Below are 19,061 nucleotides of genomic sequence, written 5' to 3'. Positions count from 1 at the left end.
TAACGGTTTTGACTTTACCGATGACAAGTTAATCCGGTCAAGATTAGCTTAGAAGACTAAGAAGAAGCGAATTTTTGGGGTGAGAATTTACTTTTGTCAAAAATTATTACATATTCGCAACAAAATAAACTTTTTTGAGCAAATTAATGTACCCTAATTAGACAAGGCGATCAATTATTTTGGCCGCCGAGATTTTTAATCATTATAAGATTGTTTCCCTAATCGCCAAATTAACAATTACATACCGAAAAACAATGACAGCAGAATTTAAGTTTATTCCCCTGCAATTTCACTGGGTTGCTATCAATCCTAAACCGATTGGGGTTGTCTATTTTATCGGTGGTGCTTTCTTCGGCACTTTTCCCAATCTGTTCTATCGTTATCTGCTCAAACAAGTCTTTAAACGAGGCTATACCCTTATTGCTATTCCCTATCGTTTTACTTTTCGTCATTGGAATGTTTCCCTAGAAATGGTCAAAGATTTGATTGGATTGAGAAAGGCTATTTATGAAGAAGCTAAGTTTTTGGGCTATGAAGATAACCTTGAGTTGTATTTAGAAGATCCCACTGCTGGTAATCCTAATTATTTTTGGATGGGCCATAGTTTAGGGTGTAAATATATCTCCCTTTTAGAGGTTTTAAGTGATGTGGAAAACACAGAACTAGAACAGGTTTTGAGTGGTTGTGTCGGCAAAAATCAAGCCGAAGATATCCAAAAATCGCTGAATAATACCGATATTTATGCCGTATCTCTGAAAAATCAACCCTCGCTTTTACTGGCTCCTGTAATTGCTGGCATAGATAGCGCAATTCCCATAGCTGCCCTAGCTAAATTAGTGCAAAGTTTGGGTTTAGACGTACAGCCAAACGTGCAGGAAACCCGTTGTTTAATTAGCAATAGTAACCTATTTCGACTCTTGGAAATTATCGCCTTTGCTAAGGATATACAGGCTAAAGATACAGTAGCTTGGTTCATTAAAGAACTAAGTCAACAACTCTTAAAACCAGTAGTTCCCTTAGCCAATCGCACCCATCTAGCACCCCTTGGCTGGCGCAATGGCGACCAAGAATTAGCCGATAATGTGATTAAATCAATTCAGGAATTACGCGCTAAACTTATCTCCTGTTATCCCCAAAGTCAGGAAAAAGAGGAAGTCTTAATGAAGATGATTTCTGAACATTAATCAATTGAGGATAGGGAGAGGTTGCTAACAGTCAATATTGCCACCTGAATCGCTTTTTCGATGGCTTGTTGTTTGCTTTCTAAACTAATCCCTTCCTCTTTGTTTCTTTCGGCAATCACAGCACAAATACAAGCGGCAGTAAATCCATAAACCCCCGCCATTTTAAATAAAGTTCCCGCTTCCATTTCATAATTGAGAATATTTAAACGTCGATATTCTTCCGTAATTCCCTCTAAATGGCGCTGAAGATAAGGGTTAGCAGAAGACACAATTCTTTCCTGTCCTTCATAAAAACTATCCACAGAAGCGGTAATACCTAAATGATAATTTACTCCCAAAAATTGAGCCGATTTGACTAGAGCAACTGTCAAAAAAGGATCCGCCACTGCGGGATATTCCGGAGGAGCAATATCATTAGCTGCACCTTGCCTACATAAAGCCGCTTGCGAGATAATAATATCACCAATTTTTATTCTATTTTGAATTGCGCCACAAGTACCGATACGAATAATAGTTTTAATTCCCACCTGTATTAATTCATTAACCACAATACTCAAAGATGGCGCACCCATGCCACTGGTAGCCAGAAGAATTGGGGTAGAATTATCTAGATAGCCAAGATAACTATTTAATCCGCGATAATCCGATAGTAAACGTGCATTTTGTAAATAAGTTTCAGCAATATAGCGCGAGCGTTCTGGTTCCCCCGATAATAGGGTGATAGTCGGTTTTACTGTGCCTAAATCCTCACTGCTAAAGTTGAGATGATAGGGTTTTTGGTGAGATAAGTTATTGGACATTGACGTGAACTAAATACAGAAAAAAGGTAAGGAATTGATTTTCCTTACCTGATGATTGTAGCCTTTTGAAAACAAATTTACACTTTTGCTGACTCTTTAACTAACTTGTCCCAACCCAATTCCTTGAGGTTATTGTTGCGACGCAGGGGACGAGTAGCTAACTCTAAAATATCTCGCGCATTGGTAAAACCATGAATTTGAGCAAAAGTAAATTCTACCGACCATTTAGTGTTAATTCCCCGCGCTTCTAAGGGATTTGCATGGGCCATTCCTGTAATCACTAAATCGGGTTTTAACTCGTAAATGCGCTGAATCTGATTGTAGTTATCAGGTTTTTCGATAATTTTCGGGATGGGAACACCCATATCATTACAGGTTTTTTCTAGTAATGCTAATTCGGCCGCTTGGTAGCGTTTATCCATGTAAGGAATACCGATTTCATCACAAGTCATCCCGCAACGAATTAGGAAACGTGCCAGAGAAATTTCTAGTAAATTATCCCCCATAAAGAAGACCGATTTACCGCGCACAAGTTGCAGATAATCCTCTAAACTTTCCCAAATTTTTGCCTCTCTTTCTTCTAATCCCTGGGGTTGTACTCCCAAAACCGAACAGATTTTTTCTATCCAAGCGCGGGTTCCATCCGGACCGATGGGAAAGGGTGCGCCAATTAATTTACACTTACGACGACGCATTAAAGTGGTGGCAGTTCGTGATAGAAAAGGATTGACACCAGCGACATAATAACCTTCTTCAATTACCGGTAATTCAGTAAAACGTTTGGCCGGCAACCAACCATCTATTTTAATTCCTTGTTTTTTTAATTCTAGGGTTAAATTAGTCACAATTGGGTCGGGAACAGAACCAAATAAAACTAAAGGATGATGGTCTTTATATTCCGATTCTTCCTGTTTAATTTCTTCTTTTTTACGTCCAAAAGTTAAGAGTTTCTGGATGGCATTCCGTTCTTCTTTTTCATCTTCATGCTTAACTTTTTCGGGACATTTATGCACCATGGAAGCGAGGACGGTATCTTCGCCTTGGGTAAAGGCATAATCTAAACCATTAGCGCGTGCTGTCACGATAGGAATACCGATTTCTGACTCTAGTTTCGGTGCTAATCCTTCTAAGTCCATTTTGATGATTTCGGTGGTACAAGTACCGATAAAAACGATAACGCTAGGGTTTCTATCTCGTTTAATTTGTAAGCAGAGGCGTTTTAGTTCTTCGTAGTCTTTTAGTTGAGCGGAAATATCCCCTTCTTCTAATTCGGCCATAGCATAACGCGGTTCGGCAAAAATCATCACCCCCATGGCATTTTGCAGGAAGTAACCACAGGTTTTTGTGCCGATAACAAGGAAGAAACTATCTTCGATTTTTTGGTATAACCAAGCAACACAGCTAATTGGACAAAAGGTGTGATAGTTGCCGGTTTCACAATCAAATTGTAAAGCGCTCGGTTCTTGAGTGGCAGTCATGTTTTTAGGTTCTCCTTAATTGCGGAATTGGTTTAGGTATTCAGTATGTGGATTGGTTTCAGGCAGTAAAGGAATGGCTTCAGCTTCTTGGATTTTTGCTCTTTCTTCTTCTCGTTTTTCGAGTTCTATCTCAGGGCCAAAATTTAAACCTAAAGCATCGACAAGTTTATTACTATCGTTGCTGAGAACACAAAAAGGACTCATCCACATAAATAATTGTGTTTCTAAAGCAGTAGCTACTCCCAGAATTAGATGAGAAGAAGGACGTTTTCCCCCATCAGGAGTGTTTATCCAAGAATTAGTAGCAGTCGTAAAAACCTTAATCCAAGCTTGATTAATTTGGTAGTAATCCAACCATTTATCTTTAAGTGCTGCTTTTAATTCCTCAAAGTTGCTCATTTTGTCCCCTTGGCTAAATAATGATGTTTTCCCTATTAGAATTCCCAATGAGAGGAAAAAATGATCATTATCAAGTCCTCGATAAAATTCGTGGGTAGGGTGGGTTAGGTGACGATAAGTTAGGCTATTAACTAATAAGTTAATTCTTCGCCGTAACCCACCCAGAAAAAGAGTTTATTGGTGATTATTGGTGGGTTACGCTGTCCCTAACCCACCCGACAAAATAATCTAAACCATCATTAGATCTAATTCCGCCTCGGCGTTAACTTTGGGTTTATCAGCATTAAGATAGAAATCCGATAATAAAGTGAATAATTCCCGGTCGGCAGATTCTTTGGGAATAACTCCTTCTGGTTTGGCTAAAATCTGATCGGCAATGTTGAGATAATAGTCACAAACATAACTTAACATCGGATCCTTGTCGGCCATTTCAAAGAGAGTTTGACCTTTAACTCTGGAGACGCGAATATCTTCAATTAAGGGTAAAACTTCTAACACTGGCATGGGAACATGATCCACATATTTATTAATTAAATCGCGTTTTGAGGTGCGATTACCAATTAATCCGGCTAGTCGCAGGGGATGGGTGCGCGCTTTTTCCCGGACGGAAGCGGCGATGCGATTGGCGGCAAAAAGAGCATCAAAGCCGTTATCTGTGACAATTATGCAGTAATCGGCGTAATTTAAGGGTGCGGCAAATCCTCCACAGACTACATCCCCCAAAACATCAAACAAAATCACGTCAAATTCATCAAAAGCGTTCAATTCTTTTAATAATTTCACCGTTTCCCCGACGACGTAACCGCCACAACCGGCACCGGCCGGAGGGCCACCCGCTTCCACGCATTTGACACCACCGTAACCGTCATAGATAACGTCTTCGGGCCAGATGTCTTCGTAGTGAAAATCTTTTTCTTGTAGGGTATCGATGATTGTGGGAATAAGAAAGCCTGTCAGGGTGAAAGTGCTATCATGCTTGGGGTCACAGCCTATTTGTAGGACTTTTTTGCCTCTTTTGGCTAAAGCAGCCGAAATATTACAGCTTGTTGTCGATTTACCGATGCCACCTTTTCCGTAGACTGCGAGTGTTAAAGGCATGGAAGTTCTCCTAAATGTACGCTTGAATGGTGAGTTTGTTTATCAGTGCTTTGATCGCAATTATTGACCATCTCCCCACCCCTTGGCAAGAGGCTCAATTTTTATCTGCTATAGCTAGAGTGAGAATAAAAGCTTAAAAATTAGATTAACAATTTTTTACAGCCTATAAAGTCTCTGAAATCGACAAAAACTTATAAAAACAGTTTTATTTATATATTTAATTTAAATGCAAACAATAAACAAAAAACCGCCAAAGCTTTACAAAAACTCGATAAACAGGGTTTTACCGTGCCAAATCCAGATAAAAAAGGTCAAGATAGAGCCAGTCTAGAGACCGATGTCAGATTTTCGTGAATAATCATTACAATTTTCCTGGTCAGCAGATTAAATAAATCGATCCTGAGAAGGATGCCGAAAGGCTGTAGTACAATTAGAACAAAGTACCTGTAGGGTTTCCTATGCGAGTTAAGCAAAAAACGCTGACTACACTCTTATTAGAGAATAAAGCTCCTAAATATCGTCCTTTTCTGGGTTTTTTTCTGGCTGGGTTTCCTTTTCTGTTTTTAGCCTATGTAGTTTTTTCCCAGCGCGCTTATCTCGACTGCATTCGGTTAGTTACAAAAAGGATAGATTGTCAATATGTCCAAGAGTATAATTTTCCTATTTCTAGTCGGGAAAATTTTTCTTTAACTCACATTAAAGCTACGGCTGTCTATCAGGAAGTTTTTATCAGTGTTGAGCAGGAAAAAACTGTTAATAACACGGTTTTATTGGTCGGAAGAAATAACCATCTCTACATCGAGAATTTTCTAGATGTGCAGTCAGCTAGTGATTTTAAAACTCGATTTGAGAATTTTGTGAATAGATATCAAGCTCAGGAAATTATTGCCAAAAGTCCCCTAGATACCTTGTCAGCACTGCTAGAACAGCATCATAATTATCCCTATTATCTCTGGGGTATGTTATGCTTATTCTCTGGTCTATTGTTATTTTATGATGCCAGCTATTGGGAGAGTTATGTCTTTAATCAGGGTACCGCCACCCTAACCCGTAGGCGACAACATTTAATTTTTAGAAGTGAAAGCGATTATCTTCTAAAGAGAATTGTTGAGGCAAAGATAAAAGATTACAATGGCTTTTTAGGGTCTAATTACCGAGGGATTATTTTAATCTTATCCAACGGGGAAAAAATTATTCTCAATCGCCGGTTACTGGAATCTATCAGTAACGGAAAAAGGGAAGAAAAAATCCTAGCAATGATTGCCGAAAAGTCAAACTTAACTCAAGAAGACCTGTTAATCTAAGTAAATGCGCTCAAATTCTAGTTATTTAAAGTCTCTTTTTTTCAGTTTCCTATTGGTGACTGTGTTAGTTTATGTATTACGCGGCATGGCAATATTATCCTTTTTACCTGGAGGATTAATTTTGTTATTAATTCTCTCTTCCGTGGTGACGGGAATCCTCTACGGAATCGATAAAACCCGCCGTTTTTAGGAAAATATTGGCTCTTCCTTCCAGTCGAGATACTGGAATCACTTCAACAGAATTAAAATACAAATTATTTGGAGATAGACTTGGCTAATTATATTCTACTCAGACAAGCAGAACGCTCCTTAGAAAGGATGCCTAAAAATGATCAAATTCCTATTCTTGAAGCTTTAGATACTTTGATTTCGGATTCTACAAAATTAGATATTAAACCCCTTTACGGAAGAGATGAACTAAGATTGCGAGTAGATAAATATCGAGTGTGATTTTTTGAAGATAGAGATAACAATCTATAGGTCATTACAACTATTAAACCTCGCGGCGATGTCTATAAATAATACCAGAACTCTTTTCTAGAGTGCTGTTTCTCCTTTCGCCATAAGACAGTGATTCACAGAAGTAAGGAGTTTCTGGTGTTTTCCACTGTTTTACCGCTTCTCATGCTTAATATCGTCTTCCATAATGTCGAGGTTATAGCTCGTCTAGTAATTCTGGTGAAACCGTCTATTCGTGATATCATAGAGTTAGACTTCGACCATTTGGGAGAGGCAAACTATGATAGATTATAATTTAGACGCGGCGCATAGCATTCTCTGTATGCGACCTACATCTGCACTTGCGGCAGAAGATTTTGTCAAGATTGCAGAGGCAGTGGATCCCCACATTGAAGCCACTGGTGGCCTTGCTGGCGTGATCATTGAAGTTCCCGAGTTCACTGGTTGGGATAGTTTTGGTGCCTTGGTCGCCCATTTCCGGCTGATACGCGACCATCACAAGTACGTCAGTAAAGTTGCAGTGGTGACTGATTCCACTCTGGTTAAACTCATCGAAAGTCTGGCTTCCCACTTTGTCTCAGCTGAAGTTAGGCAGTTCCCTTGGGGGGAAACCGAGGTAGCGACCCAATGGATCTTGGGCGGTTCCTGATTCCCTTGCAGTACATTGACATCTCCAGCAATTAACCTCAATCTAGCCTGAATTTTGGAGATGTCTAATACCAAATCCGTTTTTAATATAGCGTTTCTGATTCACAAGAGGTACATTCCCGATCCTGAACAGGTTAATCAGCAAAGGTTTAAGTGTGCCGCACAGATGCGAGAACCGCTATAGTATGATTGACTGCCAAGTTATGAATTGTTTTTCGCTGCTCCCTGCTCTTCTATGCCTTTTAACAGAATTTAGCCATAATCGGTGGAGTTGTTAGGTTTCCTTCCGAGGGACTAACCGACGAAACTCACCCCATCACCGGCCAATTGACTTTTTGCCGCAAACCCTAATCAAAAAATCTCCCCGTAATAAGGGAGATTTTAGCCAATATCTAGAGTTATTCCCCGACAAATTACACTAATTTCAGATCGGGATAATTGGCGAGAATGTCATCTTGACTGAGAATATCACCCTCGCTTTGGGGGGTCCAAATCACTTCTACTGCTAAAAGTCGATCGCCTCCCATACTACCAATTTGTTGCAGGGCCTGTTTCAAGTCTTGGGAGTCATTAATTTTCGGTAGAGAAAATTTACCAACAATGCCGGCTAAAATAGTCACCAAAATATAGCCTTCCGGTGCGGTTTTAGCTAATTCCCCAGCCGATTCGGGTAAAATATTTTCTTGAGAACCTTGACGCAGTTGATTATTGTAATTAGTTAAGGTTTCCGCCGTTAGTTTACCGCGTTCGTTGAGAGACCACTGATTAAACTTCGCTTCTGCACTGCTGAGGCTGGTTTGTTGGCAATCGACGTTACCATAAACCCAGTATTCTGGATGACGTAACAGGGCGAGGGCCGATTCTTGTAAGACTTCGACTCGTCCCTCGGAGGTGCTAGTATCGACAGTTAGGGCGATTTGATTTAATTCTTGTTGCAGATAACGGGCATTAGCCAACAAACCCACCTGTACTTTAGCCACGGAGACGGTTTCATAACCGGATTCTATCGTCATACCATTCTCGTCACTGCCTCCACCATTACGGAAAGCATTAACGAGGAAGTTGGCAATAGCAAAAAAGATTAACAGAGAAATTAAGCCACCGCCACCACCACCCCAAAAGAAGGGTAAGAGGAAGGGAAAACCAATACCTCCACCGTAACCCGGGGAACTGTAACCACCACCTCTAGAAGGGCTAATACTGCGACTAGGGGCGCGAAAACTACCGCCACCCATTCTACCCCCCGATGCCGCCAAAGCACTGGGAATAGAACCGAAAATCAGCGTTGTCACTAATCCTAGAACTAATAACGGCTTGGCAAGCGATCGAACTTTAGTTAAAATTTTGTCAATCATAAGAACACCGAAGCAACCCTTTATTTACTAGCATAACCAGTTTATCGGTCAGGGATAGACAAATCTTGAATAGGGATAACCGAATCAGTTATCAGTGATCAGTTATCAGTTATCAGTTAGAAGGTGTTGGGTATTGAGATTTTAGGGTTTTGGGGTTTTTTAGTTGAATTCCCCCATTTCCCCATTTCCCCATTCCCCCATTCCCCCATTCCCCCATTTCCCCAAATTTATGACTTGGAATTTCTCCGCTCCCACGGATTCGGACTTAGGCGATCGCGAAGTACCCTTAGAAAATCATCATCTCTGGGGTAAAAGGATTGCTTTACTGGTGACAGGAGGGATTGCGGCCATGAAAGCGCCGCTAATTGCCCGATCTTTGCGGAAATTCGGGGCCACAGTCGTGGCTTTTGTCTCGGAAGAAGCTTTAAGATACGTCACTAAGGAAGCTTTGGAATGGAGTACGCTTAATCCCGTAATTAGCCAATTAACGGCAAAAGCAGAACATTTAAGCGATCAATCTCCCTTTGATCTTTATTTAGTCGCTCCCGCTACCTATAACACGATTAATAAGTTTCGTTACGGAATCGCTGACGGAGTGATCACTTCATGCTTGGCCTCGGCCTTGGGACGACTGGAAAAGGGAAAAACTAAAATTCTGCTCGTCCCCACCATGCACGGCAGTTTACATAATGCTATTCTGAGCGAATCTTTGCAAACTCTTGATCGCTTGGGAGTCGAGATTATGCCACCCCGGGATGATTACGGTAAACACAATCTCCCCGGGGAAAAAGAGATTACCGTGGCAGCCTGTGGGATTCTCAGTAATTCTGTCCTGAAAAATATGCCGATTTTAGTCACCGGTGGACCCACACCCGTGATTATCGATAATATTCGTCGTTTAACCAATCGTTTTACTGGACAATTAGGGGCCGCTATTGCAGAAGAATTATACCTGCGCGGGGCCAAGGTGCAGTTAATCCACGGACGGGGCAGCTATACACCCCCCGCTTATTTACCCCACGAAATTATTGAAACTTATGACGAGTATCTAGGGAAGGTTATGGGAGAATTAGAGAGTAAAGATTATAAATTTGGGATTTTTTCGGCGGCAGTGGCAGATTATCGCTTAGAAAGCCCTTTTTCTGGTAAGATTCCCAGTGGAGGGCAGTTAAATCTTAATTTTGTGCCGACGGAAAAAGTGATTGACAAGGTGAGAGAAACATTTCCCGATTTAGAGATGGTGACTTTCAAGTATCAGGAGGGAGTCAGTCAGGAGGAGTTACTGGAAATCGCCCGCAAACGCCTAGAAAAGGGCTATCAGGCGGTCATTGCTAATAGGGGTGAGGAAAAGGGCGATCAAGGGGAACAGGTGGCTTATTTGGTCACAAAAGCGGCACTGGGAAAATTTATCGGTAAAAAAGCGATCGCTATTGCCATCGCCGAATATTTAGAAGAGCGAGCCAAAAATGTTACAATCAAAAAAATTTAATATTTTTTAATATTAATTTGCAAAAATTTAGGGTAATACAGTCATGGGTAACATCAACTTCGTCAAAGAGAATAAGATCGTGGTAGCGGCAGATGGAGCGAATTTACGAGAGAAAGCAGTCCAGAATGGCGTTGATATCTACACTTTTAGCGGTAAATTGATGAATTGTGGCGGTTACGGTCAGTGCGGTACTTGTATAGTGGCAATTGTCGAGGGAATGGAAAATCTCTCCGCTAGAACCGACTTTGAGCAGCGCTGTCTGAAGAAAAAACCCGAAAATTATCGTTTAGCCTGTCAAACCATGGTTAATGGCCCGATCAGCGTCCAAACTAAACCAAAATAGCACTTATCGGTTTTTTAGCTGCGGCCCGATCGGTGATCACCGATCACCGATCACTGATACAAACTAACTAGGAACAATATTTAAGAAAGCATCGAAGTCTTTTAATGCTTCTTGGAATTGATTAGCAGCAAGACTAGCATCTTTTTCTTTGGCTGCCGCATCGATACGTTCAAAGTGAACGAAAAGATTTTTCGCTAACTGCTTGGCTTTTTCTTGGTCTTTGGGCAGTAAATTACGGGATAATCCTACCATTTCCTGACGCAATTGCCCCAAAGGGCCGTGGATATAGGTGCGAGTATCTACCCAATTTTTGTCAGCGATGAGGTCTTGCAAAACGCTCATTTTTTGGCGAAATCCTTCTATGGGTTGGATGTAAACCTGTAACTGTTCGATTTTTTGGGGACTATAGACGGTGGGGATAGTTGCTTGGGGACCACTGCAACTAACCAGCAGGGTAGTAACTAGGACTAAAACTAGGGAAATAATCGAGCGAAGACGTGGCATTGGTTTATATGTACTATTTAACAAACTATTGACGTTCTCTCCCGATAACCAGTCAAGCTATCGGGACGATTTTTACTTTATCAGGTTGTGGGATTCCCAAATCAGATTTTACTCCCAACGACCTTGACAGTAACTCGGTGCTATTGGACGATAATCAGCAATTTTGCCTCTGATCCCCCCTTAATCCCCCCTTGACAAGGGGGGTGTCTGATAATTTTTAACACCTACCTACTTATTGATTACAGCTTAAACTGTTTCATAAAAGCTCGATCGATCCGATCTTTCCATAACCATAATAACGGTGATTGCCAGCCGAAACCGCCCCAAGATGCGATCGCTTGTTGGTCTCCTGTCCCGATTAAACTGAGATAATTTTTCTGGGGAAAATAGGGTTTTAATGGCTGATTTTGCAGAATTCTTGCCAAATTATCGAACAGAGGTTTTCCTTGTCGGACGGCAAAAACTCCCGCTTTCGGACGGGGATAATCTGGAATCGTGGCAATATCTCCCACGGCAAAAATATGGGGATGGGAAAGAGATTGCAGATAATTATTCACTAAAATAAACCCTTTTTCATCTGTCTGTAATCCTGACGCTTTAATCCAACTAGGGGCCGAGGCAGCCGTTACCCAAATTGTATAATCCGTGGGCAAAACTAACCCCGATGAACAGATAATCTGATCTGCTTGCACTGCCGTCACATCCGTTGATAAATATAATCTAATTCCCCTTTGTTTAAAAATATTCTCTAAACGTTGACCGACCCAATTATTATGGTTCGGTAGTAGTTTTTTTCCTCGATGAATTAGAGACAAATTCAAATTACCGCTAGAGTTGAGAATTTTGGCCAAACGGGACTGCATATTTAAAGCTAATTCGACTCCGCCCGCGCCTCCACCAACAATGACGATATTTAGAGGATTATTCGGGTTATTAACCGCTTTTTTCAGGATTTCTTGCCATCCTTCCCGAAAAATCGGCACTGGTTTGGCGGGGATAGCGTACTCTTTAGCACCGATAACATTATCCACTGCCGGGATGCTGCCGATATCGATCGAGAGATAATCAAAGGGAATCGGTGAAGAATTATGACAAATTACTTGACATTTTTCCGTATCTATGAAATTAGCCTTGTCTAAACAGAATTGCGCTTGAGAATACCTAGCTAGAGAAGGTAAATCGATATGAGTCTCGGCAAAATCATAAAAACCAGCGATGTGGCCGGGTAACATTCCCGAATAGGGGGTATGGGTGACATCGCTAATTAAAGTTAATTGAACGTTTTTTAGGGGTGATTGCCCCCAAAGACGAAGGGCGATCGCATGACTATGACCACCACCGATAAAAACTAGGCGCTTGACTAAATCCATAAAAAAAGGGGATTGCTGCCGGAAAAGTTAAATTCTAATGAATATATCTTCTGACACAGAAATTCTGTTGCAAAATCGAGGGTAGATAGACAAAAACTCAAGGCATCGAGGCCAGGAACTTGTAACCAATGACAGTCAATTGGGATTTTGATCTTTTCGGACTCGATATTCTTAAGTAAATTCTATCTATTATCTTCGCTTCCCAATAGAGAGAAGTCTATGCAAGAAGTTTATATCGTGGCCGCTGTCCGGACTCCAATTGGTCGTTTTGGTGGGGGATTAATGGGATTATCCCCGGCCGATTTAGGGGCAACAGTGATGAAATCCGCCCTAGAAATCGCTAATTTGCCTCCAGAAGCCCTAGATTTGTACATTTTCGGCAATGTTTTGGGATCGGGTCATGGTCAGTTAATTCCCCGGCAAGCGGCGATTAAAGCGGGAATTCCCGTAAGCGTGGACGGATATCGGGTGGATATGGTTTGTTCTTCGGGAATGATTGCCGTTAGTAACGCTGCTACCTCGATTCGCGCCGGAGAAGCGGATCTCGTCCTCGCTGGTGGTATTGAATCCATGTCCCAAACTGGCTTTTTTCTCTCCCATCGGGCCCGGTGGGGTTATAAATTCCTTATGGGTGCGCCGGAACAATTAACCGACCTATTACTGCACGATGGCTTAACCGATGCTACCACGACTGAGGGCATGGGTTCCCAAGTTGATCGCCTCTGTCTAGATCGCGGGGTTTCTCGGCAAGCATTAGACGAAATTGCCGCCTTATCCCACCAAAGAGCGGCCACAGCCACAGAAAAAGGCTGGTTTAAGGGCGAAATCGTGCCAATTGAGCTTAAATCTAAGAAAGGTTCCACAATTCTTGATCAAGATGAGGGTATTCGTTCCGATAGTACCCCGGAAGGTTTAGGAAAACTGCGGCCGGCTTTTAATCCGTCGGGAGTTTTAACCGCAGGGAATAGTAGTCAGATTTCCGATGGGGCCGCCGCTATCCTTTTAGCCAGTCAAAAAGCTGTGGATCAGTACGGTTTAAAACCAATTGCCAAAATCCTTGGCGGCGCTGTGGGTGCTGGCAAAACCGATCGCTTCCCAGAATTCCCCGTCCTAGCGGTGAAAAAATTGCTGGCATCTTTAGATAAAACGATCGAAGATTTCGATTTAGTGGAAAATAACGAAGCTTTTGCCTTAAATAATCTGCTTTTTGAGATGGATCTGGGGTTAGCGAGGGAAAAACAAAACGTTCACGGTGGTGCGATCGCCTTGGGTCATCCCATCGGCGCTTCCGGAGCGCGAATTCTGGTGACGTTAATTAACGCGTTGAAAGTACAGGATAAAACCCTCGGTATGGGGGCCATCTGTCATGGGACCGGTGGCGGAACAGCGATCGCAATTGAAAGAGTTTAGGAGGAAAAAGCTATGGTATCTCTGGGACTAGAGGAGAAAGTTATCGTCGTTACCGGCGGAAATCGAGGCATTGGGGCGGCTATTGTCTCTCTTTTGATAGAATTGGGGGCCAAGGTGGCCTACACGGATTTAGCCACGGATAATCCCCAGGGTTTAGGCATTGTCGCCGACGTGACTAAGTTGGAATCTATGGAAGCGGCAGCTCAACAAATTGAAGCGGAATTGGGACCAGTGTACGGCATCGTCGCTAACGCGGGGATTACCAGAGATAACTTTTTCGCTAAATTAACGCCGCTAGATTGGGATTTAGTGATTAATGTCAACCTAAAAGGGGTTAATCACACGATTAAACCGTTTATTGAGGGAATGTATGAACGACAAGCGGGATCGATCGTTTGTATTAGTTCTATTTCCGGTGATCGCGGTAATGCCGGCCAAACTAATTATGCGGCCACAAAAGCGGCAGTTATCGGTTTAGTCAAATCCTTAGCGCGAGAAGCTGCCCGTTATAATATTCGCGCCAATGCGATTGCGCCAGGGTTTATTAACACGGAAATGACTTTAGCGATTCCCGATAAAGTTCGCGATAAAATCACCGCCGAAATTCCCTGTCGTCGCTTCGGTGAACCCGCAGATATCGCCTGGGCAACTGCCTATTTGCTCTCTCCTGTTGCCAGCAGTTATGTCTCTGGAGAAGTCCTCAGAGTTAATGGGGCTCATCACACCTAATCAGTTATCAGTTATCAGTTATCTAATTCAAAGATGGAAAATGTGTTGGTTATTGTCCCTGCTAAGTTGCTTGATAGTAGCATAAATCTATGAAATTTCAATGGGATCAAGACAAGGCAAATAACAACATCAAAAAACATAGTATATCTTTTGAAGAAGCAGTGACCGTATTTGGGGATTCATTGGCCGTAACGATTTTAGATCCCGATCATTCAGTGGGCGAGTTTCGTTTTCTGACGATAGGACAGTCAAAATCACAAAAGCTGTTAGTCATATCCCATACAGAAAGAGAAAATGAGATTCGCTTAATTAGCGCCCGTTTAGCTAGTAAACAGGAGAGAAAAAATTATGAATCAGGAGTCTGAAGAAACGGTTAATGACGAGATGCGGACTGAATATGACTTTTCTGGTGGTATTCGTGGCAAATATTATGAAGCTTATCGACAGGCTAGTAATGTGATCATTCTCGATCCCGATGTGGCGGAAATTTTTCAAGATTCAGCCTCAGTCAATGAAGCGTTAAGATTACTAGCAAAAATTGCCAAGTCTGGAAAAATATGACTTATCAGTTATCAGTTATCGGGTGTAGGGTGGGTTAGTAAACTAGCGAAATCAGCGTTAAAGGAAAAGGGCAAAAATAATGGATAAACCGACACAAGCTTGGAGTGAGATGGCCGCCGATTACGTCAATCTTTGGACGGAAACCGGGGCAAAAATGTGGTCAAGTTGGTTTGATATGATGGGGGCGATACCGACTCCTATGGGCAATATTAAACCAGAATTGCAAGAGGCAACCCAGCGCTATTTTGATAATCGGGATTTATTGATCAAATTCCTAAAATTATCGATGGAAGCTTGGGAAAGTATCTTTCCGAAAATGCAAACAGGAGAAGACTGGCAAACAATTTTAGATAATTATACCCAACAGATGCGCGGTCAACTGAATAGTTTTACTACTACCACTTCCCAAAGTAGTCAAGATGTCAGTCAACTATGGACAATTTACCTGCAACAATTACAAAGTCTCAATCATTTATGGTTCGATCCTTTCGTCCTGTCAAATGACACAATAACCAAAGCTTGGTTAGGTAACACTTCTTCCTTGATCGAACTCAATAATATCTATTGGCAGAAGTTTTATGATGAAACTTTTGGCCAATGGTTACAGATGCCTTTATTGGGATTGCCACGAGAATTTAACCGCAAATTACTCGATAGTTTTGAAACTTGGCGCGTTCTTTATCAAGCTAGTATTAACTATCAAATTGTGCTGGCTGATATTCAAGTTAAATCCTTTGAAGCTTTAACTAAAAAATTAGTTTTCCTAGCAGAAAAAGGTCAACCTGTCAAGAATTGGCGAGAATTTCAAGATGTGTGGAGTGTCGTCGCTGATGATATTTTTGAAAAGGCTTTTTGTCAACCAGAAAACCTAAAAGTAAGGGGAAAATTTATTAATTCCCTCAATGATTATCGCCTCAAACAGCAGGATTTAATGGAAATTTACCTGCGATCGATGAATCTGCCTACCCGCAGCGAAGTCGATGAAATTCATCGGACTATCTATGAATTACGCAAAGAGGTAAAAAGTCTCAAAAAAACTTTAGGAGAAAAAAAAGCAGTAGAAAGTAACAATTAGTTAATTGTGCTTGACAATAAGTTATCAGTTATCAGTTATCAGTTATCAGTTATAATCCCCACTTCCACACTTTTCTAGGAGAATTAAATTATGTGGCCATTTTTGACGCAAGTAAAACTGGAAGATTTTACCCAAGATTATCTAGAATTAACTCAGAAAAATCTCAAAGGTTTAGACAATCTCAAACGAGTTAAAGAAGAAGATATTGAGTGTGGAGTCTCGGAAAAAGAAGCAGTTTATCGGGAAGATAAAATCATTCTCTACCACTTTAAACCCGTGGTCGAAAAACCCTTCGAGATTCCCTTGCTGATGGTTTATGCTTTGGTCAATCGTCCCTACATGGTAGATTTACAGGAAGGGCGTTCTTTAGTAGCAAATCTGCTGAAATTAGGCTTAGATATCTACTTAATTGATTGGGGATATCCCACCAGAAGCGATCGCTGGTTAACCCTTGATGATTATATCAATGGTTATGTGGATAATTGCGTCGATTTTATTCGTCAAAGTCACCATCTCGACAAAATTAATCTGTTAGGAATCTGTCAGGGGGGAACCTTTAGTTTATGCTATAGTTCCCTCTATCCCGATAAGGTAAAAAATCTGGTGACAATGGTGACACCGGTGGACTTTTATCAAACCGAGACCCTCTTAAATATGCGCGGGGGGTGTTCCTTGGGAGCCGAAGCATTAGACATCGATTTAATGGTAGATACCATGGGCAATATTCCGGGAGATTTTCTCAACTTAGAGTTTCTGGAATTGAAACCTTTACAGTTAGGTTATCAGAAATACCTCGATTTTCCTGACATCATGGAAGATGAATCAAAATTAGTTAATTTTCTGCGTATGGAAAAATGGATTTTTGATAGTCCCGACCAAGCGGGAGAATCCTACCGACAGTTTCTCAAGGATTTCTATCAGCAAAATAAACTGATTAAAGGGGAAGTGATGTTAGGAGATAAACGGGTAGATTTACATAATCTGACCATGCCAATTCTCAATCTTTATGCGGATAAAGATCACCTTGTCCCTCCCGCTTCTTCCCTCGCTTTAGGGAATTATATCGGTACTTCTGACTATACCGCTTGTGCTTTCCCCGTCGGACATATCGGAATGTATGTCAGTGGCAAAGTGCAACGGGATTTACCCCCCGCTATTAGCGATTGGTTGAAAGCAAGAGCTTAACAATCCTCGCAGCTATCCCCTTTTCCCAGTTTGGGAGAGGGGTGTAACACAATACAACACATCGATAAAAAAACATCTACGGGCAGTAAAATAAACTTTTGTAACAGAGGATGTTAAGCACTGTTGCAAGATCGGGCAGAATCGGAGGATATCGTTCCTTTCGGCTAAACCCCTGTGGTACACTGCAAAGCGTACTCGCTCGTAAGTATGTAGGAGAAAACCTGAGTGTTAAGAGTCGCTGTTGTGGGTTCAGGGCCGGCCGGTTCTTCGGCGGCAGAAACATTAGCTAAAGCAGGCATTGAAACCTATTTATTTGAACGCAAATTAGATAATGCTAAACCCTGTGGTGGAGCGATTCCTCTCTGTATGGTGAGCGAATTTGACCTACCTCCTGAAATTATCGATCGCCGGGTGAGAAAAATGAAAATGATCTCCCCCTCTAACGTCGAAGTCGATATTAATCTCGATAATCAAGACGAATATATCGGAATGTGTCGTCGGGAAGTCCTCGACGGTTTTATGAGAGAACGCGCCCATAAATTAGGAGCGCATTTAATCAACGGAACCGTTTACGGTCTCGACATTCCCACCAATAGCACCGATCCCTATACCCTACACTACGCCGATCACTCCCACGGCAATTCCCAAGGGGAAATGAAATCTCTGAAGGTGGATGTGGTTATCGGCGCCGACGGTGCTAATTCCCGCATTGCTAAAGCTATTGATGCTGGGGATTACAACTATGCGATCGCTTTCCAAGAACGCATCCGTCTTCCCCAAGATAAAATGGCCTACTACGAAGATCTGGCCGAAATGTATGTAGGAAAAGACGTATCCCCCGACTTCTACGCTTGGGTATTCCCCAAATACGATCACGTCGCCGTCGGTACTGGCACAATGAAGGTCAATAAAGCCATGATTAAAGACCTACAAGCTGGTATTCGCGCTCGCGCGGCCCGTCGTCTGGAAGGAGGCGAAATCATCCGCGTGGAAGCTCACCCCATCCCTGAACATCCCCGTCCTCGCCGTGTAGTCGGTCGTGTAGCCCTCGTAGGCGATGCTGCGGGAACAGTTACCAAGTCTTCGGGAGAAGGCATCTATTTCGCCGCTAAATCGGCGCGGATGTGTGCCGAAACCATTGTCGAAGTCACTAACGGCGGCCAACGTATTCCCACAGAGGACGAGTTAAAACTCTACCTCAAGCGTTGGGATAAGAAATACGGTATGACCTATCTGGTGTTAGATATCCTGCAACGGGTTTTCTACCGTACCGATGCCACCCGGGAAGCTTTTGTGGAAATGTGTTCCGATAAGGATGTACAGAAGATGACTTTTGACAGTTATCTCTATAAAACCGTTGTTCCCGCTAATCCTCTCGTACAGATGAAGATTACCGCTAAAACCATCGGTTCTCTCCTGCGCGGTAACGCTTTGGCCCCTTAAAATCAATTGATAACTAGAAAACTCAATCTCCCCATGGCGGTGGTTGGGTTTTCTTTTGGGTTGTCCCTTCTTGTCTTCTCTAATTCGGGTTTGCTGAATAAATTTGAAATGTAGGCAAAGTAAAGGTTTTGGGGCTTTTCTCGCGAAACAGGTGCAAGATTTTGAGAGAATCGTCGTTCAAAACCTTGCGTCTTCATCGGCCCGCGTCCTGTAGGGGCGAAGCATTC

General features: G+C 42.1%; 23 protein-coding genes. 15 read left to right on the top strand and 8 right to left on the bottom strand.

Translation table 11 applies throughout. The features are described from left to right. The first annotated feature begins 254 nt into the window (after nucleotides 1-254). Nucleotides 255-1,184, top strand: a complete 930-nt coding sequence (locus tag IM507_RS08185; RefSeq protein ID WP_287636867.1) for a DUF1350 family protein — start codon at nucleotides 255-257, stop codon at nucleotides 1,182-1,184. Here IM507_RS08185 and IM507_RS08180 read toward each other — a convergent pair. From IM507_RS08180 to bchL, 4 genes are all read right to left on the bottom strand, one after another. Beyond that, on the bottom strand, nucleotides 1,181-1,984 hold the full coding sequence (locus IM507_RS08180; protein WP_002735632.1) for a nucleoside phosphorylase: 804 nt from the start codon (nucleotides 1,982-1,984) through the stop codon (nucleotides 1,181-1,183). The two genes, IM507_RS08185 and IM507_RS08180, sit on opposite strands and share 4 nt — an antisense overlap. A 77-nt stretch (nucleotides 1,985-2,061) precedes the next feature. Then, nucleotides 2,062-3,462: a ferredoxin:protochlorophyllide reductase (ATP-dependent) subunit N gene (locus IM507_RS08175; RefSeq protein WP_002773285.1), complete on the bottom strand. Its 1,401-nt coding sequence runs from the start codon at nucleotides 3,460-3,462 to the stop codon at nucleotides 2,062-2,064. Nucleotides 3,463-3,477: 15 nt separating this feature from the next. Beyond that, a complete protein-coding gene (locus IM507_RS08170) occupies nucleotides 3,478-3,861 on the bottom strand; it encodes a DUF5331 domain-containing protein (protein WP_002790982.1) in 384 nt (127 codons plus the stop codon). 228 nt (nucleotides 3,862-4,089) lie between these two features. Continuing rightward, on the bottom strand, nucleotides 4,090-4,959 hold the full coding sequence (gene bchL, locus IM507_RS08165; protein WP_002773281.1) for a ferredoxin:protochlorophyllide reductase (ATP-dependent) iron-sulfur ATP-binding protein: 870 nt from the start codon (nucleotides 4,957-4,959) through the stop codon (nucleotides 4,090-4,092). A 458-nt stretch (nucleotides 4,960-5,417) separates the two neighbouring features. Here bchL and IM507_RS08160 point away from each other — a divergent pair, with 458 nt between their 5' ends. The 5 genes from IM507_RS08160 (at nucleotide 5,418) to IM507_RS08140 (ending at nucleotide 7,371) form a co-directional block, all read left to right on the top strand. Then, nucleotides 5,418-6,263 carry a hypothetical protein gene (locus tag IM507_RS08160; RefSeq protein WP_287636866.1) on the top strand — a complete coding sequence of 282 codons (846 nt, stop codon included), beginning with the start codon at nucleotides 5,418-5,420 and terminating at the stop codon, nucleotides 6,261-6,263. 4 nt (nucleotides 6,264-6,267) lie between these two features. Next, nucleotides 6,268-6,453: a hypothetical protein gene (locus IM507_RS08155; protein ID WP_130756246.1), complete on the top strand. Its 186-nt coding sequence runs from the start codon at nucleotides 6,268-6,270 to the stop codon at nucleotides 6,451-6,453. Between the two features lie 80 nt (nucleotides 6,454-6,533). Beyond that, the gene (locus IM507_RS08150) at nucleotides 6,534-6,713 is read left to right on the top strand and encodes a type II toxin-antitoxin system RelE family toxin (protein ID WP_002773272.1); all 180 of its coding nucleotides are present in this window, start codon (nucleotides 6,534-6,536) and stop codon (nucleotides 6,711-6,713) included. Nucleotides 6,714-6,833: 120 nt separating this feature from the next. Next, complete coding sequence (locus tag IM507_RS08145; RefSeq protein ID WP_071590307.1) at nucleotides 6,834-7,016, top strand: hypothetical protein; 183 nt, start codon at nucleotides 6,834-6,836, stop codon at nucleotides 7,014-7,016. Further along, nucleotides 7,003-7,371 (top strand): SpoIIAA family protein, encoded by a 369-nt coding sequence (locus IM507_RS08140; protein WP_002751533.1) that lies wholly within the window; start codon nucleotides 7,003-7,005, stop codon nucleotides 7,369-7,371. The genes IM507_RS08145 and IM507_RS08140 overlap by 14 nt, the downstream gene beginning before the upstream one ends. Nucleotides 7,372-7,783: 412 nt before the next feature. Here the strand turns inward: IM507_RS08140 and IM507_RS08135 are convergent, their stop codons facing one another. Next, the gene (locus IM507_RS08135) at nucleotides 7,784-8,725 is read right to left on the bottom strand and encodes a DUF1517 domain-containing protein (RefSeq protein ID WP_002737563.1); all 942 of its coding nucleotides are present in this window, start codon (nucleotides 8,723-8,725) and stop codon (nucleotides 7,784-7,786) included. A 229-nt stretch (nucleotides 8,726-8,954) separates the two neighbouring features. Here IM507_RS08135 and IM507_RS08130 point away from each other — a divergent pair, with 229 nt between their 5' ends. Then, complete coding sequence (locus IM507_RS08130; RefSeq protein ID WP_287636865.1) at nucleotides 8,955-10,214, top strand: phosphopantothenoylcysteine decarboxylase domain-containing protein; 1,260 nt, start codon at nucleotides 8,955-8,957, stop codon at nucleotides 10,212-10,214. 43 nt (nucleotides 10,215-10,257) lie between these two features. Then, the gene (locus IM507_RS08125; protein WP_002736984.1) at nucleotides 10,258-10,557 is read left to right on the top strand and encodes a 2Fe-2S iron-sulfur cluster-binding protein; all 300 of its coding nucleotides are present in this window, start codon (nucleotides 10,258-10,260) and stop codon (nucleotides 10,555-10,557) included. A gap of 63 nt (nucleotides 10,558-10,620) precedes the next feature. Here the strand turns inward: IM507_RS08125 and psbQ are convergent, their stop codons facing one another. Both psbQ and IM507_RS08115 read right to left on the bottom strand, forming a co-directional pair. Then, nucleotides 10,621-11,061: a photosystem II protein PsbQ gene (psbQ, locus tag IM507_RS08120; RefSeq protein ID WP_002737745.1), complete on the bottom strand. Its 441-nt coding sequence runs from the start codon at nucleotides 11,059-11,061 to the stop codon at nucleotides 10,621-10,623. A gap of 239 nt (nucleotides 11,062-11,300) precedes the next feature. Further along, nucleotides 11,301-12,431 carry an FAD-dependent oxidoreductase gene (locus IM507_RS08115; protein WP_287636864.1) on the bottom strand — a complete coding sequence of 377 codons (1,131 nt, stop codon included), beginning with the start codon at nucleotides 12,429-12,431 and terminating at the stop codon, nucleotides 11,301-11,303. 219 nt (nucleotides 12,432-12,650) lie between these two features. Between IM507_RS08115 and phaA the strand changes: the two genes are divergently transcribed. The 7 genes from phaA to chlP all read left to right on the top strand — a co-directional run bounded on the left by phaA (nucleotide 12,651) and on the right by chlP (nucleotide 18,834). After that, entirely contained in the window at nucleotides 12,651-13,841 is a 1,191-nt protein-coding gene (gene phaA, locus IM507_RS08110) for an acetyl-CoA acetyltransferase PhaA (RefSeq protein WP_149974201.1), read from the top strand. A gap of 12 nt (nucleotides 13,842-13,853) precedes the next feature. Continuing rightward, nucleotides 13,854-14,570, top strand: coding sequence for an acetoacetyl-CoA reductase PhaB (gene phaB / locus IM507_RS08105; RefSeq protein ID WP_008206945.1), 717 nt, complete (start codon nucleotides 13,854-13,856; stop codon nucleotides 14,568-14,570). Between the two features lie 89 nt (nucleotides 14,571-14,659). Beyond that, nucleotides 14,660-14,935 (top strand): BrnT family toxin, encoded by a 276-nt coding sequence (locus IM507_RS08100; RefSeq protein ID WP_103112662.1) that lies wholly within the window; start codon nucleotides 14,660-14,662, stop codon nucleotides 14,933-14,935. Next, a complete protein-coding gene (locus IM507_RS08095) occupies nucleotides 14,919-15,131 on the top strand; it encodes a hypothetical protein (RefSeq protein WP_002736172.1) in 213 nt (70 codons plus the stop codon). Before IM507_RS08100 ends, IM507_RS08095 begins: the two co-directional genes overlap by 17 nt. Nucleotides 15,132-15,210: 79 nt before the next feature. Next, nucleotides 15,211-16,206: a class III poly(R)-hydroxyalkanoic acid synthase subunit PhaE gene (gene phaE / locus IM507_RS08090; protein ID WP_002737702.1), complete on the top strand. Its 996-nt coding sequence runs from the start codon at nucleotides 15,211-15,213 to the stop codon at nucleotides 16,204-16,206. Between the two features lie 90 nt (nucleotides 16,207-16,296). Beyond that, nucleotides 16,297-17,391: a class III poly(R)-hydroxyalkanoic acid synthase subunit PhaC gene (locus IM507_RS08085; protein ID WP_002737173.1), complete on the top strand. Its 1,095-nt coding sequence runs from the start codon at nucleotides 16,297-16,299 to the stop codon at nucleotides 17,389-17,391. Nucleotides 17,392-17,616: 225 nt separating this feature from the next. Then, the gene (chlP, locus tag IM507_RS08080; RefSeq protein ID WP_002735532.1) at nucleotides 17,617-18,834 is read left to right on the top strand and encodes a geranylgeranyl reductase; all 1,218 of its coding nucleotides are present in this window, start codon (nucleotides 17,617-17,619) and stop codon (nucleotides 18,832-18,834) included. Between the two features lie 2 nt (nucleotides 18,835-18,836). Here the strand turns inward: chlP and IM507_RS08075 are convergent. Continuing rightward, nucleotides 18,837-19,061, bottom strand: a 225-nt coding sequence (locus IM507_RS08075; RefSeq protein WP_287636862.1) for a hypothetical protein, incomplete at its 5' end; no start/stop codon positions are given.

It is taken from the genome of Microcystis sp. M20BS1, assembly GCF_020245305.1.
In the GTDB taxonomy this organism is placed as follows: domain Bacteria; phylum Cyanobacteriota; class Cyanobacteriia; order Cyanobacteriales; family Microcystaceae; genus Microcystis; species Microcystis ichthyoblabe_A.
The sequence above is the reverse complement of the archived record's forward strand: the minus strand, read 5'-3'. Positions and strand labels throughout refer to the sequence as shown.

What these genes read in the sequence shown, in the direction of transcription:
- IM507_RS08185 (WP_287636867.1), top strand. Translation starts at nt 255, where the DNA reads ATGACAGCAGAATTTAAGTTTATTCCCCTGCAATTTCACTGGGTTGCT.
- IM507_RS08180 (WP_002735632.1), bottom strand. Translation starts at nt 1,984, where the DNA reads ATGTCCAATAACTTATCTCACCAAAAACCCTATCATCTCAACTTTAGC.
- IM507_RS08175 (WP_002773285.1), bottom strand. Translation starts at nt 3,462, where the DNA reads ATGACTGCCACTCAAGAACCGAGCGCTTTACAATTTGATTGTGAAACC.
- IM507_RS08170 (WP_002790982.1), bottom strand. Translation starts at nt 3,861, where the DNA reads ATGAGCAACTTTGAGGAATTAAAAGCAGCACTTAAAGATAAATGGTTG.
- bchL (WP_002773281.1), bottom strand. Translation starts at nt 4,959, where the DNA reads ATGCCTTTAACACTCGCAGTCTACGGAAAAGGTGGCATCGGTAAATCG.
- IM507_RS08160 (WP_287636866.1), top strand. Translation starts at nt 5,418, where the DNA reads ATGCGAGTTAAGCAAAAAACGCTGACTACACTCTTATTAGAGAATAAA.
- IM507_RS08155 (WP_130756246.1), top strand. Translation starts at nt 6,268, where the DNA reads ATGCGCTCAAATTCTAGTTATTTAAAGTCTCTTTTTTTCAGTTTCCTA.
- IM507_RS08140 (WP_002751533.1), top strand. Translation starts at nt 7,003, where the DNA reads ATGATAGATTATAATTTAGACGCGGCGCATAGCATTCTCTGTATGCGA.
- IM507_RS08135 (WP_002737563.1), bottom strand. Translation starts at nt 8,725, where the DNA reads ATGATTGACAAAATTTTAACTAAAGTTCGATCGCTTGCCAAGCCGTTA.
- IM507_RS08130 (WP_287636865.1), top strand. Translation starts at nt 8,955, where the DNA reads ATGACTTGGAATTTCTCCGCTCCCACGGATTCGGACTTAGGCGATCGC.
- IM507_RS08125 (WP_002736984.1), top strand. Translation starts at nt 10,258, where the DNA reads ATGGGTAACATCAACTTCGTCAAAGAGAATAAGATCGTGGTAGCGGCA.
- psbQ (WP_002737745.1), bottom strand. Translation starts at nt 11,061, where the DNA reads ATGCCACGTCTTCGCTCGATTATTTCCCTAGTTTTAGTCCTAGTTACT.
- IM507_RS08115 (WP_287636864.1), bottom strand. Translation starts at nt 12,431, where the DNA reads ATGGATTTAGTCAAGCGCCTAGTTTTTATCGGTGGTGGTCATAGTCAT.
- phaA (WP_149974201.1), top strand. Translation starts at nt 12,651, where the DNA reads ATGCAAGAAGTTTATATCGTGGCCGCTGTCCGGACTCCAATTGGTCGT.
- phaB (WP_008206945.1), top strand. Translation starts at nt 13,854, where the DNA reads ATGGTATCTCTGGGACTAGAGGAGAAAGTTATCGTCGTTACCGGCGGA.
- IM507_RS08100 (WP_103112662.1), top strand. Translation starts at nt 14,660, where the DNA reads ATGAAATTTCAATGGGATCAAGACAAGGCAAATAACAACATCAAAAAA.
- IM507_RS08095 (WP_002736172.1), top strand. Translation starts at nt 14,919, where the DNA reads ATGAATCAGGAGTCTGAAGAAACGGTTAATGACGAGATGCGGACTGAA.
- phaE (WP_002737702.1), top strand. Translation starts at nt 15,211, where the DNA reads ATGGATAAACCGACACAAGCTTGGAGTGAGATGGCCGCCGATTACGTC.
- IM507_RS08085 (WP_002737173.1), top strand. Translation starts at nt 16,297, where the DNA reads ATGTGGCCATTTTTGACGCAAGTAAAACTGGAAGATTTTACCCAAGAT.